Raw genomic sequence first — 21,581 nt, 5'->3', positions numbered from 1 at the left:
AAATATTTCACATTAACAAATTGTGTGGAATATGAGTTTAAGAACATATAGACCGGGTGAAATGAAAGCCGATGCCGGCTGGTGGACGCGGGCTGGGGCATGAAGGAGTAGCCGGGTCGATGTCGTCAGAGCGTTTGACGCATTTGAAGCGTCTTGAGGCCGAATCCATCTTCATCATGCGGGAGGTGGCCTCCGAATTCCGCAATCCGGTGATGCTCTATTCCATCGGCAAGGATTCCGCGGTGATGCTGCATCTCGCGGTGAAGGCCTTCTACCCGTCGAAGCCGCCCTTCCCGTTGATGCACATCGACACCACGTGGAAGTTCCGCGAGATGATCGCCTTCCGCGATCGCATGGCGCGGGAGCTGGGCTTCGAGCTGATCACCTACACCAATCCCGACGGGCTGGCGCAGAACGTCAATCCGTTCGACCACGGCTCAAACCTCTACACCCATGTGATGAAGACCGAGGCGCTCAAGCAGGCGCTGACCAAGCATGGCTTCGACGCCGCGTTCGGCGGCGCCCGCCGCGACGAGGAGAAGAGCCGCGCCAAGGAGCGCGTGTTCTCCTTCCGCACCGCCAACCACGGCTGGGACCCCAAGACCCAGCGGCCGGAGCTGTGGAGCCTCTACAACACCCGGGTGAAGGCGGGCGAGAGCATCCGCGTGTTCCCGCTGTCCAACTGGACCGAGCTCGACATCTGGCAATACATCCTGTCCGAGCGCATCCCCATCGTGCCGCTCTATTTCGCCGCCGACCGGCCGGTGGTGGAGCGCTCCGGCCAGCTGCTGATGGTGGACGACGCGCGCTTCCCGCTCCTGCCCGGCGAGGTGCCGCAGACCCGGCACATCCGCTTCCGAACGCTCGGCTGCTATCCGCTCACCGCCGCCGTGGAGAGCGAGGCCGATACGCTGGAGAAGATCGTGGCGGAGATGCTCACCGCCCGCACCTCCGAGCGCGCCGGGCGTCTCATCGACCATGACGAGGCCGCCTCCATGGAGAAGAAGAAGCGGGAGGGCTATTTCTGATGACCGATCATCCCGCCGCGCCGCCGGAATTCTCCAGCTTCAGCGCCTACCTCGCCGCCCAGGAGCAAAAGAGCCTGCTGCGCTTCCTCACCTGCGGCAGCGTCGACGACGGCAAGAGCACCCTCATCGGCCGCCTGCTCTACGACACCAAGCTGCTGTTCGAGGACCAGCTGGCCAGCCTGTCCGCCGATTCGCGCAAGCATGGCACGGTCGGCGACGATCTCGACTTCGCGCTGCTGGTGGATGGCCTCGCCGCCGAGCGCGAGCAGGGCATCACCATCGACGTGGCCTACCGCTTCTTCGCCACCGACCGGCGCAAGTTCATCGTCGCGGACACCCCCGGCCATGAGCAGTACACGCGCAACATGGCCACCGGGGCCTCGAATTCCGACCTAGCCGTGATCCTGGTGGACGCCCGCCAGGGCATCCTCACCCAGACCCGGCGCCATTCCTACATCGTCAAGCTGCTCGGCCTGAAGCATGTGGTGCTGGCGGTGAACAAGATCGACCTGGTGGACTTCTCCCAGGCCCGCTTCGACGAGATCGTGCGCACCTATGCCGCCTTCGCCGCCGATTTCGGCTTCGAAACTCTGGTGCCGATCCCGCTCAGCGCCCGGTTCGGCGACAATGTGATCGAGAAGAGCACCCGCACCCCCTGGTACAGCGGCCCGACCCTGCTGGAGCACCTGGAGCATGTGGAGGTGGCCAGCGACGCGCTCGGCCGGCCGTTCCGCATGCCGGTGCAGTGGGTGAACCGGCCGAACCTGGATTTCCGGGGCTTCTCCGGCACCGTCGTCTCGGGCCTGGTGCGTCCCGGCGACGCGGTGGTGGTGGCCGGCTCCGGTGCCACCAGCCGCGTCAAGGCCATTGTCACCAAGGATGGAGAGCTGGAGGAGGCGGGCCCCGGTCAGGCGGTCACCCTCACGCTCACCGATGAGGTGGACGTTTCGCGCGGCGACGTGCTGGCGGCCGCCGGCGACCGGCCGGAGGTGTCCGACCAGTTCGCCGCCCATCTCATCTGGATGCATGACGAGCCGCTGTTGCCCGGCCGGCCCTATCTCATCAAGATCGGTACCCGCTCGGTGGGCGCGCAGGTCACCGAGATCAAGCATAAGCTGGACGTGAACACTTTCCAGCGCCTGGCCGCCAAGACCCTGGCGCTGAACGAGGTGGCGGTGGTCAACATCGCCACCCACGACCCCATTGCCTTCGACCCCTTCGCCGAGGTGCCGCAGGCCGGCGCCTTCATCGTCATCGACCGCATGAGCAACCTCACGGTCGGCGCCGGCATGGTGGATTTCGGCCTTCGGCGTGCCACCAACGTGCACTGGCAGCAGCTCAACGTCTCCAAGGAGAGCCGCGCCGCCATGAAGGGCCAGCGGCCGGTGGTGTTGTGGTTCACCGGCCTGTCGGGCGCCGGCAAGTCCACGGTGGCGAACCTGGTGGAAAAGCGCCTGAACGCCGAGGGGCGCCATACCGCCCTGCTGGACGGCGACAATGTGCGCCACGGCCTCAACAAGGATCTCGGCTTCACCGAGGCCGACCGGGTGGAGAACATCCGCCGCGTGGCCGAGGTGTCGAAGCTGTTCGTGGATGCCGGGCTGATTACTTTGGTGTCCTTCATTTCGCCGTTCCGCGCCGAGCGGCAGATGGCGCGCGAGCTGCTGCCGCCGGGCGAGTTCATCGAAATCTTCGTGGATACGCCGCTGGACGTGGCGGAAAACCGCGACGTGAAGGGGCTCTACAAGCGGGCGCGGGCCGGGCAGATCAAGAATTTCACCGGCATCGACAGCCCCTACGAGCCGCCCGAGGCGCCGGAAATCCGCCTGGCCGGCGGTGTCTCGGCGCCGGAGGAGATGGCCGACCAGATCGTCGCCCACCTGCGGGCCGGCGGCTACCTGGGCTGAACGGGTCGCCAAGCGGGGCCGGGGCGTGCAGCGCCGGCCCTTGGCTTGGACTTTGGCGGCGTCGTTTGGCCTGGCGTCTGGGCTTGGCGTCTGGGCCTGGCTTCTGGGGCGCTTGCCGGGCGGCCCGCTTGGCCGTCCTTTTTTAATCCCTTCCCGTTGGTCCCTTCCCTTTGGTTCTTGCCTGGGTCCTTTCCCAGGTCGTTCGCGGGCGTGGCCATCGCCTCGGCGGTCCGCCGCGTGCTAAAGCAGCCCCATGACCGCCCCACCCGATCCTCCCGCCGCCGATCCGCCGTTCTGGCGCACCACGCCGCTGGCCGCCATGAGCGCTGAGCAGTGGGAGAGCCTGTGCGACGGCTGCGGGCGCTGCTGTCTCGTCAAGCTGGAGGACGAGGACACCGGCGCCATCGCCTATACCGATGTGGCCTGTCGCCTGTTCGACGTGGAGGGCTGCCGCTGCGCCGATTACGCCCATCGCAGCGAGACCGTGGAAGATTGCGTGCGGCTGACGCCGGAGGCGGTCGCGAGCCTGTCGTGGCTGCCGCCCACCTGCGCCTATCGCCTGCTGGACGAGGGCAAGGATCTGCCGTTCTGGCATCCGCTGGTGTCGGGCGATGCCGACAGCGTGCGCGCGGCGGGGGTGTCGGTGGCGGGCCGGGTGGCCGGGCTGGAGGACCAGTTCGGCCTGTTCGAGCTGGTGGAGCGGCTGGTGTCCTGGCCGGTGCGCTGGCCCAGGGGCGCCAAGGGGGCCTCGCGTGCCCCGGCGGGGCGCCCGCGCCGGCCGGTCAGCGGAACGGCGGCAGGCGCCCCAAGGCGTTGAGCAGATAGGCATACATGGCATAGTCCGGGGCCCGGAGGCTGACGAGCACCGAGGCGGCGGCCGAGGCGATGAACAGGATCGTGTGTTGTTCGCCCCGGCGCATGCGCGGGCGCTCCGCCGCCGGCACCTCCAGCCGATGCAGGGGCAGCGACAGCACGCCGAGGGCGATCATGTTGCCCGCATAGATCCACACTGCCGGCGGAAACTGCCCGTAGCGCCCCACCAGAGCCGACGAGAACGGCACCATGGTGACGAACAGCAGATACCAGAGCCAGAGCTTCAAGGTGGAGGCGGCGACATCGTCGGCGTCATGGCGCACGGCGATGGTGCTGCGCCACAGGGCGGCCAGCACGAAGAACGAGATGACATAGGCCACCGCCTGTGGCGACAGCGCCCTCAGGTGCTGCCACAGCGCCGCCGAGCTGGTGATCTCCAGCCCCTCGGGCAGGCGGATGTCCACCACCAGCAGGGTCATCGCAAAGGCAAACACGCCGTCGGTGAGCGCGTCGACGCGCGCCTTGGGGAAGGGGCGCGCTTCGGGGGAGGGGCGCATGAGGGGGCCTTCGAGGTGAGCTGGACCGGGCGCCATCCTAATGCCAAAGGCCGGTGCGCGTGACTCATGGGCCTTTGGTCAAGCCCGCGCGGCGCTTGAGCGGACCCGCTTGGCACCGGTCGAAGACCGGGGCCGATCGTATAATGGGTTTGCCAGCGTCGGGGCGGATGTGCGCGGCGCCGGCCTGCTCAGTGGCCGTGCCGCGCCGGGCGCGCCTTGTGGCGACCATGCCGCCGCCTCCCCCAGGGGAGAGGCGGCCCGCTTCGTCCGGCGGTTTTCCGGCGGAGCCGCATGGGTGGGCGCGCCGCGTTTTCCGGCGGCACGCCGCGCGCGGGGGGCGGGGACGGCACGTTTTTTCGGCCGGGCGATGGCATCGGTGCGCATTTTTTGATCGTGATCAAGGTTTGGCCGCCCGACCTCCTCTTTACTGTCTGGCGAGGGGATTTCCGCCTGTCGGCATCGGATCGCCGGCACGGGAGGGAAAGCCTCTTCGGTTCATTTCGCCTTTCTGGCGGTCCTGTATTCATGACGGAGCATTCCATGTCTGCCCTTGCCAAGGCTGTCGTTTCCGAGCCCACCGACGAAGTGCTGATCCACGTCCGTTTCCAGCCCAACGCGGATGTGTGGACCATCGACGGTTGCCCCGAGGGCGTCAGCCCGAAGGCGTGGTATGAGCGCCTGCTGGCCGGCGCTTCCGTGCATTATCAGGCGCTCTCCAACGGCCGCGGCTTCTTCCGCATCCCCGCCGCCACCTTCGCCGGCATCGCCGCGAACTGAGCGGTTTACCGCCGCGTTGATTTTCCCGGCGCCCATCGGGCTCCGGTCGTTCTGAAGCACCCCCGTGGGATCGCGCCCGCGGGGGTGCTCCTGTCTGGGGGTGCGGTTGTCGCGGACGGGTGTCGCCCCCACCCGCGCGCCCGGCCCGCCGGCGATCGCGGGAGCGTCGTCGCGCCGCGGCTGGGCGTCCCCCCGCCGGCGGTGGCCCGGGCCGGCTTCGGGCAGGGGCCGGCTTCGGGCAGGGGCCGGCTTCGGGCAGGGGGCGGCGCTGTCTCATGGTTGGGCGCGGCCGACGCGGCCGGCGGGTAGGGACCGTGAGCGATCTTCGACGCCGGGTCGGCTCGCGCGGCGGAGCCTGCATGGACCGGCCGGCTGGAGCCGGCGCGGCGTAGTGCGCCGGAGGCGGAGCGAATCAGGCGCATGTCCCTTGGCGGCACCTCATGCCGCGGGATCGGTCCATGGCCGGTGCCAAGCGGGTTCGCTGAGGCGCCGCGCGGGCTCCGCCGGAAGCCCGGGAGCCAAGCTCACCGGCCTCTGGCGCGCGCGCCTCTTCAAGCGAAGCGGACCCCGCTTCGCTTGAAGAGGCTTATCGGCAAAAAGTGCGGCGCGTGGTCCGCGAGCCTGCGCGAGCGGAACCCGCGCTAGCCACCGAATCGGCGGCCGGCCTCAATGGTGAGGCCGATGCCCACCGAGCCGAAGGTATCGCCCTCCACCACCTTGGCATGCGGCAGGGCGGCGGTGATGGCGGCGCGCACATGGGCGAGGCGGGTGGAGCCGCCGGTGAGGAACAGGGCGTCGATCTGGCCGGCGGTCACGCCCGCGGTCGCCAGCGAGGCGTCGATGCGGCGGGCGATGCGCGTGGCGAGGTCGGCGGTGGTCTCCTTCAGCTCCTGCTGGGTCACGCCCAGGGTGAAGCCGGCCTCGATCCATTCCAGCGGCAGATGGGCCTGCCCGGCCTCGGCCAAGTCGATCTTCACCGCCTCCACAGCTCCGGCCAGGGCATGCCCGCGCCGTTCCTCGATCACCTGCTCCAGCCGCTCCAGCCGCTCGGGCGCCAGGGCATCCCGCTTCACCTCCCGGATCTCCCGCGCCACTTTCGGTTCGTAGATCCGGTTGATGGAGTGCCAGCTGGCGAGGTCGTGGAAGTAGCTCGACGGCACGTCGATCTTCTTGCCCCGCATGCCGCTGCCATAGCCGAGGAGGGGCATCAGGGTGCTCAGGCTCAGCACCCGGTCGAAGTCGGTGCCGCCGATGCGCACGCCGTCATTGGCCAGGATGTCGTCGGCGCGGTCCACGCGGGCCCGGCGCTCGGGGCTGATGCGCACGATGGAGAAATCGGAGGTGCCGCCGCCGATGTCGGCGATCAGCGCCAGCTCCTCGGCGTCGATCTGCTGTTCATAGTCCAGGGCGGCCGCGATCGGTTCGTACTGGAACAGCACCTCATGAAATCCGACCTCGCCGGCGATGCGGCGCAAGGTCTCCTCGGCCTTGCGGTCGCCGTCGGCATCGCCGTCCACGAAATGCACCGGCCGGCCGTGCACCACGGCGTCGAGGGGACGCCCGGCGGTCTGCTCGGCGCGGCGCTTCACCTCGGACAGGAAGCGGGCGATGACCGTGCGGAATGGTGCCCGCTCACGGCCAATGCGGGTGGTCTCGTCGATCAGGGCGCTGCCGAGCACGGATTTGAGGCCGCGCATCAGCCGGCCTTCCACCCCCTCCACATACGCCTCGATGGCGGCGCGGCCGATGCGATAGGTGCCGTCGGTGCCGAAGAAGACCGCGCTCGGCACGGTCACGTGCGCGCCTTCCAGCGCGCACAGCCGGGCCCGGCCGTCCTCGACGATGCCGAGTGTGGTGTTCGATGTGCCGAAATCCAGGCCGCAGGCGCTCATGTCATTCTCCCGGGCGGGGCTTCAGACCAGAGTTGCGCGCCCATTTCAAGGCCGGGCTGGAACCTCGGTGTTGCATTGCATGCATGATTGGTTTGTCAGTCATGTGAATTGCGCATGTCACCGTGTTCGCTCCCGGCCTCCCGCGCGCTGCGGAACTCGGCTATGTTCGGTACCATCATGAGTGATCTGGCGGCCCATCTGCGTCAACTCCAGGAAGAGAGCCCCGTTCTCTTCGCCGCCTTCGACGAGGCGGACCGTTTGCGTTATGCGAATGCCGCGTACCGTGCCGCCTATGGGGTGGCGGAGGGCGAGAGCCCCACCTGGGCCGCGATGGTCCGCCGCAATGTGGTGCTCGACCGCGGCGTCGCCCTCAATGTCACCGATGTGGAGGCCTGGCTGGTCTCGGCCCTGTCCCAGCGCGGCAAGACGCCGTTTCGCGCCATGGAAGTGAAGCTGCATGACGGCCGCTGGCTGCTGATGAACGAGACCGTCGCCGCCGACGGCTGGATGTTCTGCGTTGGCTGCGACATCACCGAACTGCGCGCCGATGTGCGCACGGTGCGGCTCGATCGCGACGCGGCCTTGCGCGCGGCCCATACGGACGATCTCACCGGGGTTGCCAACCGCCGCTTCGTCACCGCCCGCATCGACGAGATGCTGGCCCGTTCCGCCGCCGCGCCGGGACTGCCCCCGGCGGGGTCGCTGTGCGTGCTGGACCTCGACAATTTCAAATATATCAACGACCGCTACGGCCATCAGGCGGGAGACGCCATCCTGCGCGATTTCGCCCAGCGCATCAGCGGCCAGGTCCGGCGCTCGGACTGCTTCGGCCGCATCGGCGGCGAAGAGTTCGTGCTGGTGCTGCCGGACGCCGGGCGCGAGGCCGCGGTGGCGATCGTGGAGCGCATGCTGGCGGTGGTGCGCGCCTCCCGTCCCCTCGCCGATCTGCCGGACTTCTCCTACACCTTCTCCTGTGGCGTGGCCGCCGCGCGGTCCGGCGACACCTTTGCCGAGATCTACCGCCGCGCCGACAAGGCCCTCTACGCGGCCAAGATGGCCGGCCGCAACCGGGTGCTGGTGGAAGAGCCGGACGCCCTCCCGGCGCCCGCCGCGGCACCGGCAGAAAATGGGATTTGATCCTATTTTCGGGGTTATGAGGATTTTAGTCCTTGACAGCGGTGCGCTGTCCGGGTAGGGTTGCGTCATGTTCGAGAGTTGCGCCCGGCGGGGCCGGTGGCGCTCTCGCTCGCAGCTTCGGAAATTCCCATGGCCACTAAACCGCCGCGTCGGCAGGCTCCCGCGACGGCGGGGCTGGCACGCCAGCTCTATGCCCAGGGCGTGCCCATCGCCGACATCTGCGCCCGCACCGGCCTGTCCACCGGCGCCGCCTATCACTGGATCGACCGCGAGGTGGGGGCCGATGGCTCGGTGCGGCTCCAGCCCATCGGGCGTCGCGCCGCCAAGACTTTCAAGAGCGCGGCGGCCGCCGCCACCTCCGTCGCGGGCCGGCCGTCCCCGGTCGCCGCGCCCCGGGCGCGGCTGCTGGCGCGGCTGTGGCGGGCGGCGGAACGGCAGGTGGAGGAGATCGAGACCCGCACCCGCCGTGTGGCCGGTGCCGAGGGGACCTCGCGCGCCCCCGCCGATTCCGAGAAGGACGCCCGGGCGCTCGCCCTCATCGCCCGCACCCTGCGCGAGCTGGTCGCCGCCGAGGACGACGCCGCCAAACCCGCAAAGGACGCCGATGACACGGTCCGCGACCTCGATGAGTTCCGTCGCGAGCTTGCGCGCCGCCTTGAGCGCATGCGTGAGGAGCAGGCCGGAGCAGGCGACCCGCTTTCTTCTTGAGCTCGGCGAAGGCGAGCTGCGCGCCCTCCTCGCCGACTGGGCCTTCTGGGCGCGGCCGGACCAGCTGCCGCCCCCGGCCGCTGCCGGTGGCGGGCCCTGGACCACCTGGCTGGTGCTGGGCGGGCGCGGCGCCGGCAAGACCCGCGCCGGTGCCGAATGGGTGCGCGGCCTCGCCCTCGGGCGGGCGCCGTTCGCCGGCCGGCCGGTGGGGCGCATCGCCCTGGTGGCGGAAACCATGGCCGATGTGCGCGAGGTGATGGTGGAGGGGGTGTCCGGCCTGCTGGCGGTCCATCCCGATGCCGAGCGGCCGCGCTGGGAACCCTCCCGGCGCCGGCTGGAGTGGGGCAACGGCGCCGTGGCCCAGGGCTTTTCCGCCGACGATCCCGAAAGCCTGCGCGGGCCGCAGTTCGGGGCCGCGTGGTGCGACGAGTTGGCGAAATGGCGGCGCGGCACGGCAGCCTTCGACATGCTGCAGTTCGGCCTGCGGCTTGGCGACCAGCCCCGGCAGATGGTGACCACCACCCCACGCCCGACCGCTTTGCTGCGCCGGCTGCTGGACGATCCGGCCACCGCCGTGACGCGCGCCCGCACGGCTGACAACGCCTTCCATCTCGCTCCCGGCTTCCTGGCGCAGGTGCTGGCGCGCTATGGCGGCACCCGGCTGGGCCGGCAGGAGCTGGATGGCGAGATCATCGCCGACCGCCCCGACGCGCTATGGACCCGCGCCGGCCTGGAGGCGGCGCGGGCCGGGGCGCCGCCGCCGCTGGCGCGGATCGTGGTGGCGGTGGACCCGCCGGCCTCCTCGCGGGCGGGGGCCGATGCCTGCGGCATCGTCTGCGCCGGCATCGACGCTACGGGCCTCATTCATGTGCTGGCGGACGAGAGCGCCGCCGGCCTGCGCCCGGCCCAGTGGGCGGCGCGGGCGGTGGCGCTGTTCCACCGCTTCGCTGCCGACACGGTGGTGGCCGAGGTGAACCAGGGCGGCGAGATGGTGCGCGCGGTGCTGGCCGAGGTGGATGCCGGGGTGCCGGTGGACGCGGTGCGGGCGACGCGCGGCAAGTATCTGCGCGCCGAGCCGGTGGCCGCGCTCTACGAACAGGGCCGGGTGCGCCATGTGGGCGGCTTCCCGGCGCTGGAGGACGAATTGTGCGATTTCGGGCCGGACGGCCTCTCCTCCGGCCGCTCGCCGGACCGGCTGGACGCGCTGGTGTGGGCCATCACCGCGCTCGCCCTGGGCCCGCGGGCCCCCGCGCCCCGGGTGCGGGGGCTGTGAGCCCTCAGCGCAGCGGCCGGCCGAAGATGTCCACCGGCGGCGGCTCCGCCTCCACGGGAATGCAGGTGGCCTGCACCCGCTGGCCCTCGCGCGGGGGCGGCCAGGCGCTGGTGCGCTGGCCGGTGGCGCGGCGGCAGGCGCGCTCCGTCTGGTAGTAAGCCACCACCTGCTGGGCGGTCTGGGTGACGTAATAGGGCGATCCCACTTGATAGGGCCAGTCCGGCCCCGGTGTGAACTGCTGGATGTACGTGGTTGTATGGATGATGAGAACCAGCGCGTAGAGCATGGCCCCTCCCAGCTTCGTCCAGCTTTGCCCAGGTGGAGCTTACAGAGTTTCCCCGCCGCCGGACAGCCATGCCGGCGCGTGTTTTGCGCCGGCTGCGGGTGCCCGTGGTCCGTTTTCAAGGAGCCCGTCATGTTCGCTTCGCTGCTTGCCCCGTTCCGCTCCCGGCCGGCGCCGCCGGAGGCCAAGGCCAGCCGCACGGCGGCGCTGGTGGCGCTGCTGTCCACCGGGCAGGCGCGCTGGAGCCCGCGCGACTATGCCTCGCTGGCGCGCGAGGGCTTCGCCCGCAACGCCATCGCCTATCGGGCGGTGCGCATGATCGGCGAGACGGCGGCCACCGTGCCCTTGGTGCTGATGGAGGGCGGGCGCGAGCACGACACCCACCCGATGCTGGACCTGCTGGCGCGGCCCAATCCGCGCCTCGCCGGCGGCGCCCTCATGGAGGGGCTGGCGAGCCACCTGCTGGTGGCGGGCAACGCCTATGTGGAGGCGGTGGCGGTGGAGGGACAGGTGCGCGAGCTGCACATCCTGCGCCCGGACCGGATGCGGGTGGTGCCGGGGCCGGACGGCTGGCCGCAGGCCCATGACTATACCCTGGACGGGCGCACCCTGCGCATCCCGCAGGCGAGCCTGGTGGAGGGCGCCGATGTGCCCCCGGTGCTGCACCTCACCGCCTTCAACCCGCTGGACGACCATTACGGCTTCGCGCCGCTGGAGGCCGCCGCCCAGGCCCTGGACCTGCACAATGCCGCCAGCGCCTGGAACAAGGCGCTCATCGACAACGCCGCCCGGCCCTCGGGGGCGCTGGTCTATGGCGGCGCCGGATCGCTCACCGAGGAGCAGTTCGAGCGGCTGAAGGGGGAGCTGGAGGCCTCGTTCCAGGGCGCGGCCAATGCCGGCCGGCCGCTGCTGCTGGAAGGCGGGCTGGACTGGCGCCCGCTCTCGCTCTCGCCCAAGGACATGGATTTCGAGGCGGCGCGCAACGGCGCGGCGCGCGAGATCGCGCTGGCGGTGGGGGTGCCGCCCATGCTGCTGGGCATTCCCGGCGACAACACCTATGCCAATTACGCCGAGGCCAACCGCGCCCTGTGGCGCCAGAGCGTAGTGCCTTTGGTGCGCCGCATCGCCGAAGGCCTCTCCACCTGGCTCGCCCCCGCCTATGGCCCCGCCCCGCTCCACCTCGTCCCCGATCTCGACCAGGTGGAAGCCCTGGCCCCCGAACGCACCGAACTGTGGTCCCGCATCGCCACCGCCGACTTCCTCACCGACACCGAAAAGCGGGCGGCGGTGGGGTATGGGTGAGGGGGCCACGAAAGCGACATAAGTGCCTTGTCTGACGCCGATATTCGGCTTTGCGCCACTTGCTGACCTTGCTAAGTGCATGTCCGAACGTCTGGTATGGGGCCGCCTACGGTCAGGCCGGTCCTGGCGGCCGTCCGGATCAAGCGAACATTCACTAACGCTGCGAGGATGTCGCGAGCGGCCCTAAGCGGTCATTCGCGACCTATCAGAACGCTGCGCTGCGTCGCCTCGAAGCCGCCGTTCAAGGGTGTATCGTCGGAGCATCAGCTTGCGATACGAGCGCGTTTCTGGATCACCCCTCCCCTCCACTCAGCATCAGCTTCCAATGCAAATCTCGATGTTCCATCAGCAAGCTATCTTGCCGGAAATGAATGAATGCCGACGATGTTCCGGAAGCTTGGCGCGTCTTCACCGTCACCAGATCCAACTCTTTCAAAGCCGAAAATACTCTGTCCCAATCCGGGTGCGCGATAATCCTTCGGCCCGGCGGGTCCGCATCATTTATATTCGTCCGCAACCAGAATGTGCGATAGCGGTCAATTCGACCAAGGAGTTCAGCAAGGCTCTCCGACCAGACAAGCTTGGTAGGATCGTTGACAACTTCCGTTGGGGACAAAGCCCCTTTGATAACGTTTTGGTCGGCTGTCGTCCCCTCCTGACTAACCAGTATTTGCGGCAGCGGGATGGGCGAAGGCAAACGTGTGCGGCCGTCGATCTCCAGTGTCACAATGACAACGCCATCACTAAAGTGCACCTTCCGCAGATCGGCGCCAGCGGCGTGCAAAATACTGATCGTAGTACCCCGAAAGCTGATCCCGCCTGGCGCCGCAAATGGAAAGTGAAGCTCTCCGAGTCCGATATCGCTAATCTGAAGATCAGCGTCGTCGAGAACCACTGCACATGCGGCGGCAATACCCAGAACGGCAAGGTTGATATTGGTCCGATCGCGCGAGGGTGAGGCAAGCTGTTTGCGGACAGCTATCAGAAACCGATTTGCCTCTTCCCCTTTTCCGCGCGCCACATGGCCAAAGACCTCCAGGGCCTCACGACCGAACAAGTTACGCCTGACATAGCGAGGAATTTCACCTTCGCCCACCGACCTCAGAGCTTCGCGCGCCAAGAAATGTTGCTGAAGTTGCTCGTGAGCAAAACGCACGTCGCCAGCCTTCAGATCGTTTGCAAGAAACACCACGGTTCGAGCACGTTGCGCTACGGCGGCAATCTGATCGTCGGGCAACAGGCCTTCCGCAGCAACCCTGGCAAGCAGATCAAGGGCGTCATCGCCGAGCGCTTCTGACTGGTTCTCGGCGAGATCGCGGGCAACTTCTTCAAGGAAGCGCCCGACATAGAGCTCATAATTTGCGATTGCCTTGCTTCCATCCGGCGGATCAAGCGCTTCCACGAATTTAGTCGCTTCTCTGCGGGTCATTGCGTCCACGAGGTAGGTCAAAAGGTCCGACGCCGGGGGCTGGTCGCTTGCCAAGGCCTCGGGCTCTCGTGAGATGAGATGCAGAAAGAAGGGTCGAAGAGCATAGGAACCATAGACAAAAATCGGCTCGACAAAATCTTTCTGCAGAAGTTGATGGCTCCAACCATCCTGTTCAAGAAGCCAGGTCCAGGCGGCGACAGGATCTGGATCGGTCAGAGACAAGGCGGCAAGCCGGTCGCGATTGGTATTGAAGGTGGTCAACTGCTTCCGCATCGTGTCGGTCGATACGAAAGTTTCTCTCCCAGCAAGCAAGAATGTCGCTGAGCCACGGGCCTCTCCGATTAAGCCGTTGAGGCCACTCCAAGCTGTTTCAAATCCGTTGGGATCAGAAAGTTCGTCGAACCCGTCGATAGCCAGTGTTACGAGGCCGTAGCGCATCAATACGATCAACTGATTGACCGTCAGATTAGACCGAATATCCTGTAACGCGAAAGCAATCAGGTCCGGAATGTTCTGGAGAACGCGTCCTCGGCTGATAACTTGCAGGATCAATGGTGCCGACCCATCATACGACTCGGCACAGGCCAGTGCGGCCTCACGAACAATCGTCGTCTTCCCGACACCTGCTGGGCCGTCGATCAGGAGGAAATCGGTTCCGTCCGGCTGCCGCGAAGAAGGAACGGTGCGCAGCCAATCATCGAGGCTCTTCCAAGGGCTTTCGCTGTCACTCCATCCCGGAAGCTGTCCTTCTATTATCTTCATTCCACAGGTGATGGGGATCGGTCTGCCAATCATCCTTTCAGGAGCCAGGAGAGCTGCCTGATTCCTCGCGACCTTGGGAAGATCTGCAAACACCGGGCTCGCTAGGACCGCGCCAGCGCTTGGGTAGTGGCGGGTTTGTCCATTGGCGGAAACCACGTAACCCGCAGTCTCTCTCGAAACCGTGATAGGGAGTTCGTTTCTGGTCAGCCGGAGCCCAGCCTCGATTACCTCGACCGAAGTTCCGATATCCGCGAACGGGCGCAGATCTTTGGGCGTCAATTCATCCGTTGCCATACCAATTCCGCCATTTTGGGGTTGCTATTCTTTAATCCGCCGCGAGCAAGATAGACCACGCGGCGGCCTGTTCCTTGCAACAATCCTTCTGCCGTCAAGATGCCGGGAACCAGGTCCGCATCCTGTCCAACCACGATCAGCCAACTGTCGTCGTCTTCTACCGCAAGGTAAAGCAAGTCGGAAACCAGTGCCGTGTCCACCATCTTCTCGCCCAGAATGCCGGCGCGGTCGGTCTGGAGGGTGCTCGGCAAATGGTGATCCCGTCTTTGACCACATAGCCGTTCGTCCCTTGCTCCGAGCAGCCGATCCCCGAACTCCAGCTCTCGCACGATCACCCGTCGGGGATGCGCCGAATACTCGTTAAGGCCGCCACCTTCATCGGCATCCGGGTCGAAGACGCGGGCCGCCTCCAGTGCCGCGCGGTTTGGTGTCGGCTCAAAGCCCCGTCGCCATCCATGATAGGCGCGAAGGAATAGAAAAAAGTTCTCGTCGGGTGCCGATTGAAGAAGGCTTTTCCCGACCTGGCGGCATACCGACTTAAGAACCCGACGAGCAACATCCACGCTTTCTGAAGAAGTCGCTCCACGTAGAGCGTGAAGTTCACTGTTCCAATCGATGAGAACATGAGTGCGCCTTGGGCGTCTGGCCATGTTGTTTCCTCAGCGGTTGCCACCATTCCGCCCCCGAAAACGCTCGTTATGGGGGATCCGACGATCTTACAACACGCGTAGGAACGCTGCCATTGCATAGTGCAATAGGCTTGAGTTTCTTTGACGCGTTCATGTCTCATCATCGGCCGCCGTTCGAATTGCGCGGTGCAATCCCGACCATTGCGGACATGAATCCCGGTTTCCCCGATCGCCGTGAACGGCGGCTTTCGTCGATTTCCGCGACCACCATGCCGCAACGCCTTCAGTCAGTTTTCCGCCCGTTGCGACCTTTTCTGCAAACCTCGCCGGATGGCAGCTTCCAGGTGTCGCGCCAAGACGCGCGAACGTCCGAAACGGGGCGCAAAGCGGACGCCGCTGAAAGGGCGGACGAGGGTCAGCAATGGGTCATTACCCTCCACACACCACAAGGCCCCGCCATGGACATCCTCATCCGCACCTTCGCCGAGCGGGGGGATTTGGCGCATGTGGCGTTGTTGGCGTGGGCGCTTGCGGCGTCGGTGGCGTTCTGGCGGGTGCTGGGGGAACTGGCGCGGGCGACGCGGCGGTTCGATGACTTCATCCGCGAGCTGGCCCGCTTCAACGCCCATTATGACGACAAGGGCTGACCCCGCCGGCGCCGCGCCCGCCCGGATGCCGGCGGCGTAGGTCGGTCCGGCCGGGCGTCGCGCCCGCGCGTCCACGCGCCCTTCGACCGGTGCGCCTTTCGCCCCCCGCGCCTTTCGCCCCGCGCGTCCTTGGGCCGGTGCGCCTCTGGCCCTGCGTCCCGCTGCTGCCGTGCGCGCCCCGGTGCTCTCGTGCGCGGGCGCGCACGTTTCCCTTTGCTGCAGCCCCGGCGCGCGCCGGGGAGCGGCGGCGGCCCGTGGCGGGCCTTTCGATCCTTCACATTTCGGAGACGATCCATGCGTGCCCCCTTCCAGAAGGCGTCGGCGCCGCGCATTCGTGCGCTCGGCGGCGCGGCCGCGCGCGCCAGGGCCCACGGGCCGGCCGAGACCCGCGCCCAAGGTGCGGCTCACGGTGCGGTCCAGGGCGCCGCCATGGGCGCGGCATCGGTGCTGCGCGAGTTCGTGGCCACCCTGGAGAAGCTCGACAAGACCCGCCGGCGCCGCAAGCCCGGCAATGGGGAGGGCTGAGGCGTGGCGATACCCGAGCCCGCCCTGCGCGCCGCCGCCGCGCCCGCCGCCGCTCCGCCCGAGCTGAGCGTGGAAGGCTATGCCTGCCTGTTCGGGGTCACCGATCTCGGCCGTGACCTGGTGCTGCCCGGCGCCTTCGCCGAGAGCCTGTCCCGGCGCGGCGCCGCCGGCGTGCGCATGCTCTACCAGCACGATCCGGCCGAGCCCATCGGCGTGTGGACCGAGCTTTGGGAGGATGCGCGCGGCCTTTACGCGCGCGGCCGGCTCTCCCCCGCCGTCGCCCGCGCCCGCGAATGCGCGGCGCTGGTGGCCGAGGGCGCGCTCGACGGCCTGTCCATCGGCTTCAAGGCGGTGGAGGCCCGCACCGATCCGCGCACCCGGGTGCGCCGGCTCACCCGCATCGACCTGTGGGAGGTGTCCATCGTCACCTTTCCCATGCAGCCCGGCGCCCGCATCGCCCCCGGCGGCACCGGCGCCGCGGCGGCCCTGGCGCTGGCCGGCGCCACCGCCCGCCTGCGCGCCGGCCTCGCCGGGCGCTGAGCCCCGTTTCCTCCAAGCCAAGGATCATCCATGCATCAGCTGCACTCCAGCCCCTCCCAGGCCCCCGAGATGAAGGTGGCCGCCCCCGACCCCTCGGGCCTCGACGCGCGCGCCGCCGTCGCCGATTTCCTTTCCGCCTTCGAGGCCTACAAGGCCGCCAACGACGCCCGCCTCGCCGAGGTGGAGCGGCGCGGCGCCGATGTGCTCGCCACCGAGCAGGTGGCGCGCATCGATGCCGCCCTCGATGCCCACCAGGCGCGCCTCGACGCCCTGGCCACCAAGGCCCAGCGCCCGGCGCTGGGCGCCCCGGCCCGCGCGGCGGCGGGCGGCCTCCATGCCAGCGCCTTCGACACCTATGTGCGCCACGGCGCGGCCGGCGGCCTGAAGGCGCTGGAGGCGAAGGCGCTCGCCGCCGGCTCCGGGGTGGATGGCGGCTATCTGGTGCCGAGCGAGATCGAGAGCGAGATCGGCCGGCGGCTCGCCGCGCTGTCGCCCATCCGCGCGCTCGCCACCGTGCGCACCATCGGCGCCGGCACCTATCGCAAGCCGTTCATGACCTCCGGCCCGGTGGCCGGCTGGGCGGCGGAAACGGCGGCCCGCCCGCAGACCGACAGCCCGGCGCTGGCGGCGCTCGATTATCCGGCCATGGAACTCTATGCCATGCCCGCCGCCACCCAGGCCCTGCTGGACGATGCCCAGGTGAACGTGGACGAGTGGATCGCCCAGGAGGTGGACGCCGCCTTCGCCGAGCAGGAGGGCGCCGCCTTCGTCGTCGGCAACGGGGTGTCGAAGCCCAAGGGCTTCCTCGCCTACTCCAAGGTGGCGGAGAGCGCCTGGGCCTGGGACAAGGTGGGCTATGTGGCCACCGGCGCCGCCGGCGCCTTCCCCGCCGCAGATGCCGGCGACCGGCTGATCGAGCTGGTCTATGCGCTGAAGGGCGGCTACCGCCAGAACGCCACCTTCGTGCTGAACCGGCGGACCCAGTCGGCGGTGCGCAAGCTGAAGGACGAGAACGGCAACTACCTGTGGGCGCCGCCGGCGGTGGCGGGCGCGGGGGCGAGCCTGATGGGCTTTCCGGTGGTGGAAAGCGAGGACATGCCGGACATTGCGGCCGATGCCTTCGCCATCGCCTTCGGCGACTTCCGCCGGTTTTACCTGGTGGTGGACCGGGCCGGGGTGCGGGTGCTGCGCGATCCCTATTCGGCCAAGCCCTATGTGCTGTTCTACACCACCAAACGGGTCGGCGGCGGCATCCAGGATTTCGACGCCGCCAAGCTGCTGAAGTTCGCCGCGAGCTAATGCCAAAGGCCCGTGAGCGTGTCTCATGGGCCTTGGGTCAAGCCCGCGCGGCGCTTGAGCGGCCCCATTTGAGCGGCTCCACTTGGCGGCCCCATCGGCACCGGTCGAAGACCGGGGCCGATGGGATAAGGGCAGGGTGGCGCCGCCCGCGCGCGGCGTCCACCGGTCCGCCCGCCGCGCTCAATTGGGCAGCACGATGCAGGGGCCGCCGGCCTTGCGCAGGCGGTTGCACCAGGCATTGGCCTCCGCCCGCGTCTGCGCCGGCAGGCGCACCCGGTAGAAGGTGCGCGCGCCGCGTCCGGCCATGCGGGTGGCGACGATGACGGGCACCGCGTCGCCGAACACGCTGTCGTAGCGGCTCGCGGCCCTCCGGAACGAGGCGAGCGCGAGGTCTTTCGAAAAGTTGCCGGAAATCTGCACGCCCCATGGCGCGAACAGGCCGTTCGGCCCGGCGTCCGGGGCGGGCGCACCCTGGCGCAGGGCGGCGAGGGTGGCAAGGCAGGGGGCGTCCGCCTCCTGCGACGGCGCCTCGCCGCGGCGTTTCAGGGTGGCCCAGTCCTCGGCGGTGCGGCCGGTGATGAGGCGCACGTAGGTGCGGGTTTCCTGCGGCAGGCCGCCGCCGGCGAGGAAGCCCGAGACGCGGCCCGGTCCCGCATTATAGGCCGCCGCCGCCAGCCCCAGGCTGCCGAACTGGCGCTTGAGATCGGCCAGCAGTGCCGCCGAGGCCGGAATCGCCTCCTCCGGATCGAAGGGATTGGCCAGCCCGCGCTCGCGCGCCGTGCCGGGCATGAACTGGGCGATACCCTGCGCCCCGGCGCGGCTCACCACATGCGGCCGGAACGAGCTTTCCCGCCAGATGAGGCGGGTGAGGAAGGCGGCCGGCAATCCGGCCTTGGCCGCCGCCCCGTCGATGAGGCGGCACAGGGCGGCATCGATGCTCTCGCCCCGCGCCTCGGCGTTGCCGAGCGGGGCGGCAGGGGGCACGGCGGCAGGAGGGGCCACCGGGGTGGCGGAGCTGGCCGCACCGGGCAGGGGCTGGAGCGAGCTGCCCGCCGCGCGCGGGATCGGCTCGGCGGTGCGCAGGGTGTCCGGCTGCGGCGCCCGGCGCGCATCCTCCGGCGCGGTCGCGGTTCGGACGGCACCGCCGGGCGGGTTCCGCGCCTCCTCCCGGCCGGAGGCCGTCTGCGGCGCGGGGCCGGGCGTATCGGCCAGGATTGATGGCGGCCGCTCCGGTTGTTCGCCCGACAGAAGGAGGCTCGCCGCCGCGCCGAGAATGAGCACGCCCACCGCCGCGCCGCCCCAGCGCATCATGCGCGCGGGAAGGGGCGGCGGGGCCATGGTCAGCGCTCGATCGGGCTGCCGAGGGCGGCAGCGGTGGAGAGGATCCAGTCGCGATGGATGGACACCAGCGTCACGCCGGTGACGCCGCCGCAGCCGCGCGCGCCACCGGGGCCGGTGGCCCAGCCGATGACGCCGGCAACGGCGCCCGCCTGGAACGCTGGCCCGCCGGAATCGCCGGTGCAGGCCCCGGCCACGCCCTGCGGTGGGGAGAGGCGCACCATGATGCCGCCGGTGGTGCCCACGGAGGGCAGGCGCACCGCGCGCAGGGTGCCGGCGGTCCGGGGGGCGCCCTCGGCCGTCACGCCGAAGCCGGCCAGGGTGAATGGCGCGCCCTTGGCGGGCAGTCCCTCGGCGTCGGTCAGGGCTGCGGGACGGAATGGCTCCGGCAGCGGCGCCGAGAGTTTCACCAGGGCGATGTCCGGGGTGGGGCGGCGGGTGCGGAACTGGTCGGCGTCGAAGCGCGGATGCACCAGCACCCGCGCCGCCGGAATGAGCCGCGGCGGCCCCTCGCCGATGAGGGCGACGGCATAGTCGGCCTGCGGCGCCACGCAGTGGGCGGCCGTCAGCAGCAGGTCCGGCGCCAGCACCGTGGCGGTACAGGCGGCGCCGCGGGTGGAGACCACCATCACCGTGTGGGCGGCTAAAGCCGCGTCGGCCGGCGCGCCGCCCACCATGGCGCGCGCGGCCGGCGCCGCGCCGAGGGCCGCGCACGCAAGAAGGAACACGGCGAGGGGGCGAGAACCGATCATTCCCGCCTTCTGCCGGTCCGGCGCCGGGGCGTCAATGGCGCCGGGCGCCCTCATCTCAACGGAGACCCGCCCATGGCAGAACTTCTCGTCGGTCCCGCCGCCGAGCCGCTCACCCGCGCCGAGGCCAAGGCCTTCCTGCGCATCGACCACGATGCCGAGGATGCCCTTGTCGATGCCCTCATCCCCGCCGCCCGGCGGGCGGTGGAGGCGGCCACCGGCCGGGTTCTGCTGGAGCAGACCTGGCGCTTCTCGCGGGAGGCGTGGCCGCTCAGCGGGGTCATCCCCAGCCCGGTGGCGCCGGTTCGGGCCATCGTGTCGGCGCAGGTGGGCTTGCCGGATGGCGCCAGCGTGGCCGTGCCCGAGGGCGCCTTGATCCTGAAGGCGGATCGCGCCCCGGCGCTGATCCATGTGGATCCGGCGCGGGTGCCCCGGCCGGGGCCGGGCGGCATCACGCTGACCGTCCGCGCCGGCTATGGCACCACTCCGGACCATGTGCCGGCGGACCTGACACAGGCGGTGCGGCTGGTGCTGGCCCATTTCTACGAGTTCCGCGACGGCTCCGGCGCGGCGCAGGCGCTGCCCGCCACCGTCACGGCGCTGCTGGCGCCCTATCGGCTGGTGCGGCTGTGAGCGCGGTGGCGAGCCTGCGTCACCGCCTGACGCACCAGACCTATGTGGACCTGCCGGACGGTGCCGGCGGCGTCGCGCGCCACTTCCTGAGCGTGGACCAGCTGTGGGGCGCCATCGAGTCCCTGTCCCGCGAGTTCGGCCTCGGCGAGGAGCGCCCGCGCGCGGTCCAGCTGGTGCGCATCACCGTGCGCGCGCCCAACACCCTCGCCCCCGGCGACCGGCTGCTGCTGGGCGCCCGGGTGTTCCATGTGGAGGCGGTGGACGATGCGGAGGGGCGCGGCCGCTTCACCCGCTGCCGCTGCCGGGAGGAGCAGCCATGAGGATGACCGTGCGGGCGCGCTTCGCCGACGGGCTGGCGGCCCGGCTTGCCGGCCGCGCTCTCCCCGACGCCGCCGAACGCGCCGCGGCGCGCGCGGCGGACGAACTGGCGCGGCAGGTAGAGGCGGCCACCGGCGTGCGGCCGCACCGGGCCGGGCTACCGGGGCGTCCCCTGGTCCGCGTGGCCGAGCCGGCGGTGCTGGCGCGGGTGCGCGGCGAGGCGGGCCGGGAGGGGGACCCGGTGCTGGACCGGGTGCGGCTGGCCTTCGCGCGGACCCGGCGCGCCGGGCGCGCGGATGACGGGCCAGGGGAGGGCGGATCGTGAGCGTGCCGCTGACCAGTCCGGTCCTGAGCCTGCGCAAGGCGGTGCATGAGGCGCTGGTTGCCGACGCGCCGCTGCTCGCCCTGCTCGGCGGGCCGCGCATCCATGACGTGCCGCCCCCGGATGCAGCCTTTCCCTTCGTCGCCCTGGGCGAGGCGGTGGTGAGCGACTGGTCCACGGCCACCGAGGCGGGCGCCGAGCACGCGCTGACCCTGCACGCCTTCTCGCGCGGCGGCGGGCGGGCCGAGGCTTTCGCCCTGGCCGCCGCCGTGCAGGCGGCGTTGCACGACGCGCCGCTGGCACTGGCCGGCCACCGGCTGGCCAATCTGCGCGCCACCACCGCCGAGGTGGTGCGCGAGAAGGATGGGCGCACCTTTCATGCCCTGGTGCGGTTTCGTGCCGTCACCGAGCCCCTGTGA

23 protein-coding genes are annotated in these 21,581 nt (G+C 69.5%); 16 read left to right on the top strand and 7 right to left on the bottom strand.

Going from position 1 to position 21,581, the window contains the following annotated elements:
• The first annotated feature begins 119 nt into the window (after window positions 1-119).
• The 3 genes from cysD to V5F53_RS10325 all read left to right on the top strand — a co-directional run bounded on the left by cysD (window position 120) and on the right by V5F53_RS10325 (window position 3,752).
• Window positions 120-1,028: a sulfate adenylyltransferase subunit CysD gene (gene cysD, locus V5F53_RS10335; RefSeq protein WP_393996352.1), complete on the top strand. Its 909-nt coding sequence runs from the start codon at window positions 120-122 to the stop codon at window positions 1,026-1,028.
• The gene (cysN, locus tag V5F53_RS10330) at window positions 1,028-2,935 is read left to right on the top strand and encodes a sulfate adenylyltransferase subunit CysN (RefSeq protein ID WP_393996351.1); all 1,908 of its coding nucleotides are present in this window, start codon (window positions 1,028-1,030) and stop codon (window positions 2,933-2,935) included. Before cysD ends, cysN begins: the two co-directional genes overlap by 1 nt.
• Before the next feature lie 253 nt (window positions 2,936-3,188).
• Window positions 3,189-3,752, top strand: coding sequence for a YcgN family cysteine cluster protein (locus tag V5F53_RS10325; protein ID WP_393996350.1), 564 nt, complete (start codon window positions 3,189-3,191; stop codon window positions 3,750-3,752).
• Here the strand turns inward: V5F53_RS10325 and V5F53_RS10320 are convergent.
• On the bottom strand, window positions 3,718-4,305 hold the full coding sequence (locus V5F53_RS10320) for a TMEM175 family protein (protein WP_393996349.1): 588 nt from the start codon (window positions 4,303-4,305) through the stop codon (window positions 3,718-3,720). The genes V5F53_RS10325 and V5F53_RS10320 overlap by 35 nt on opposite strands.
• A 291-nt stretch (window positions 4,306-4,596) precedes the next feature.
• Here V5F53_RS10320 and V5F53_RS10315 point away from each other — a divergent pair, with 291 nt between their 5' ends.
• Complete coding sequence (locus V5F53_RS10315) at window positions 4,597-5,082, top strand: hypothetical protein (protein ID WP_393996348.1); 486 nt, start codon at window positions 4,597-4,599, stop codon at window positions 5,080-5,082.
• A 641-nt stretch (window positions 5,083-5,723) separates the two neighbouring features.
• Here the strand turns inward: V5F53_RS10315 and V5F53_RS10310 are convergent.
• Window positions 5,724-6,974: an Hsp70 family protein gene (locus V5F53_RS10310; protein WP_393996347.1), complete on the bottom strand. Its 1,251-nt coding sequence runs from the start codon at window positions 6,972-6,974 to the stop codon at window positions 5,724-5,726.
• Window positions 6,975-7,136: 162 nt separating this feature from the next.
• Between V5F53_RS10310 and V5F53_RS10305 the strand changes: the two genes are divergently transcribed.
• The 3 genes from V5F53_RS10305 to V5F53_RS10295 all read left to right on the top strand — a co-directional run bounded on the left by V5F53_RS10305 (window position 7,137) and on the right by V5F53_RS10295 (window position 10,092).
• Entirely contained in the window at window positions 7,137-8,111 is a 975-nt protein-coding gene (locus tag V5F53_RS10305) for a GGDEF domain-containing protein (protein ID WP_393996346.1), read from the top strand.
• 129 nt (window positions 8,112-8,240) lie between these two features.
• On the top strand, window positions 8,241-8,819 hold the full coding sequence (locus tag V5F53_RS10300; RefSeq protein WP_393996345.1) for a hypothetical protein: 579 nt from the start codon (window positions 8,241-8,243) through the stop codon (window positions 8,817-8,819).
• The gene (locus V5F53_RS10295) at window positions 8,716-10,092 is read left to right on the top strand and encodes a DNA-packaging protein (protein ID WP_393996344.1); all 1,377 of its coding nucleotides are present in this window, start codon (window positions 8,716-8,718) and stop codon (window positions 10,090-10,092) included. The genes V5F53_RS10300 and V5F53_RS10295 overlap by 104 nt, the downstream gene beginning before the upstream one ends.
• Window positions 10,093-10,096: 4 nt before the next feature.
• Here the strand turns inward: V5F53_RS10295 and V5F53_RS10290 are convergent, their stop codons facing one another.
• Window positions 10,097-10,378: a hypothetical protein gene (locus V5F53_RS10290; RefSeq protein ID WP_393996343.1), complete on the bottom strand. Its 282-nt coding sequence runs from the start codon at window positions 10,376-10,378 to the stop codon at window positions 10,097-10,099.
• A gap of 129 nt (window positions 10,379-10,507) precedes the next feature.
• Here V5F53_RS10290 and V5F53_RS10285 point away from each other — a divergent pair, with 129 nt between their 5' ends.
• The gene (locus V5F53_RS10285) at window positions 10,508-11,677 is read left to right on the top strand and encodes a phage portal protein (protein WP_393996342.1); all 1,170 of its coding nucleotides are present in this window, start codon (window positions 10,508-10,510) and stop codon (window positions 11,675-11,677) included.
• Window positions 11,678-11,969: 292 nt separating this feature from the next.
• On the opposite strand, the gene V5F53_RS10280 is transcribed toward V5F53_RS10285, so the two are convergent.
• Both V5F53_RS10280 and V5F53_RS10275 read right to left on the bottom strand, forming a co-directional pair.
• Window positions 11,970-14,162, bottom strand: coding sequence for an NACHT domain-containing protein (locus V5F53_RS10280; protein ID WP_393996341.1), 2,193 nt, complete (start codon window positions 14,160-14,162; stop codon window positions 11,970-11,972).
• Window positions 14,144-14,812, bottom strand: a complete 669-nt coding sequence (locus tag V5F53_RS10275; protein ID WP_393996340.1) for a PIN domain-containing protein — start codon at window positions 14,810-14,812, stop codon at window positions 14,144-14,146. The genes V5F53_RS10280 and V5F53_RS10275 overlap by 19 nt, the downstream gene beginning before the upstream one ends.
• Window positions 14,813-14,922: 110 nt before the next feature.
• Here V5F53_RS10275 and V5F53_RS10270 point away from each other — a divergent pair, with 110 nt between their 5' ends.
• The 4 genes from V5F53_RS10270 (at window position 14,923) to V5F53_RS10255 (ending at window position 17,802) form a co-directional block, all read left to right on the top strand.
• Entirely contained in the window at window positions 14,923-15,438 is a 516-nt protein-coding gene (locus V5F53_RS10270) for a hypothetical protein (RefSeq protein ID WP_393996339.1), read from the top strand.
• Between the two features lie 294 nt (window positions 15,439-15,732).
• Window positions 15,733-15,963, top strand: a complete 231-nt coding sequence (locus tag V5F53_RS10265; protein ID WP_393996338.1) for a hypothetical protein — start codon at window positions 15,733-15,735, stop codon at window positions 15,961-15,963.
• Window positions 15,964-15,966: 3 nt separating this feature from the next.
• A complete protein-coding gene (locus V5F53_RS10260; protein WP_393996337.1) occupies window positions 15,967-16,503 on the top strand; it encodes an HK97 family phage prohead protease in 537 nt (178 codons plus the stop codon).
• Between the two features lie 30 nt (window positions 16,504-16,533).
• Window positions 16,534-17,802: a phage major capsid protein gene (locus V5F53_RS10255; protein WP_393996336.1), complete on the top strand. Its 1,269-nt coding sequence runs from the start codon at window positions 16,534-16,536 to the stop codon at window positions 17,800-17,802.
• A gap of 180 nt (window positions 17,803-17,982) precedes the next feature.
• On the opposite strand, the gene V5F53_RS10250 is transcribed toward V5F53_RS10255, so the two are convergent.
• Together V5F53_RS10250 and V5F53_RS10245 are read right to left on the bottom strand one after the other, a co-directional pair.
• Complete coding sequence (locus V5F53_RS10250; protein WP_393996335.1) at window positions 17,983-19,140, bottom strand: transglycosylase SLT domain-containing protein; 1,158 nt, start codon at window positions 19,138-19,140, stop codon at window positions 17,983-17,985.
• 2 nt (window positions 19,141-19,142) lie between these two features.
• Window positions 19,143-19,892 (bottom strand): S1 family peptidase, encoded by a 750-nt coding sequence (locus tag V5F53_RS10245; protein WP_393996334.1) that lies wholly within the window; start codon window positions 19,890-19,892, stop codon window positions 19,143-19,145.
• A 72-nt stretch (window positions 19,893-19,964) separates the two neighbouring features.
• Between V5F53_RS10245 and V5F53_RS10240 the strand changes: the two genes are divergently transcribed.
• The 4 genes from V5F53_RS10240 to V5F53_RS10225 are packed head-to-tail and all read left to right on the top strand — an operon-like array spanning window position 19,965 to window position 21,581.
• Window positions 19,965-20,522, top strand: a complete 558-nt coding sequence (locus V5F53_RS10240; RefSeq protein ID WP_393996333.1) for a head-tail connector protein — start codon at window positions 19,965-19,967, stop codon at window positions 20,520-20,522.
• Complete coding sequence (locus V5F53_RS10235; protein WP_509213002.1) at window positions 20,519-20,842, top strand: phage head completion protein; 324 nt, start codon at window positions 20,519-20,521, stop codon at window positions 20,840-20,842. The genes V5F53_RS10240 and V5F53_RS10235 overlap by 4 nt, the downstream gene beginning before the upstream one ends.
• Window positions 20,839-21,165: a hypothetical protein gene (locus V5F53_RS10230; RefSeq protein ID WP_393996331.1), complete on the top strand. Its 327-nt coding sequence runs from the start codon at window positions 20,839-20,841 to the stop codon at window positions 21,163-21,165. Before V5F53_RS10235 ends, V5F53_RS10230 begins: the two co-directional genes overlap by 4 nt.
• Window positions 21,162-21,581 carry a DUF3168 domain-containing protein gene (locus V5F53_RS10225; protein WP_393996330.1) on the top strand — a complete coding sequence of 140 codons (420 nt, stop codon included), beginning with the start codon at window positions 21,162-21,164 and terminating at the stop codon, window positions 21,579-21,581. Before V5F53_RS10230 ends, V5F53_RS10225 begins: the two co-directional genes overlap by 4 nt.

Origin of the sequence: Xanthobacter cornucopiae (genome assembly GCF_043195065.2) — a bacterium.
In the GTDB taxonomy this organism is placed as follows: Bacteria; Pseudomonadota; Alphaproteobacteria; order Rhizobiales; family Xanthobacteraceae; genus Xanthobacter.
This window is presented reverse-complemented; position numbering and strand designations above follow the sequence as displayed.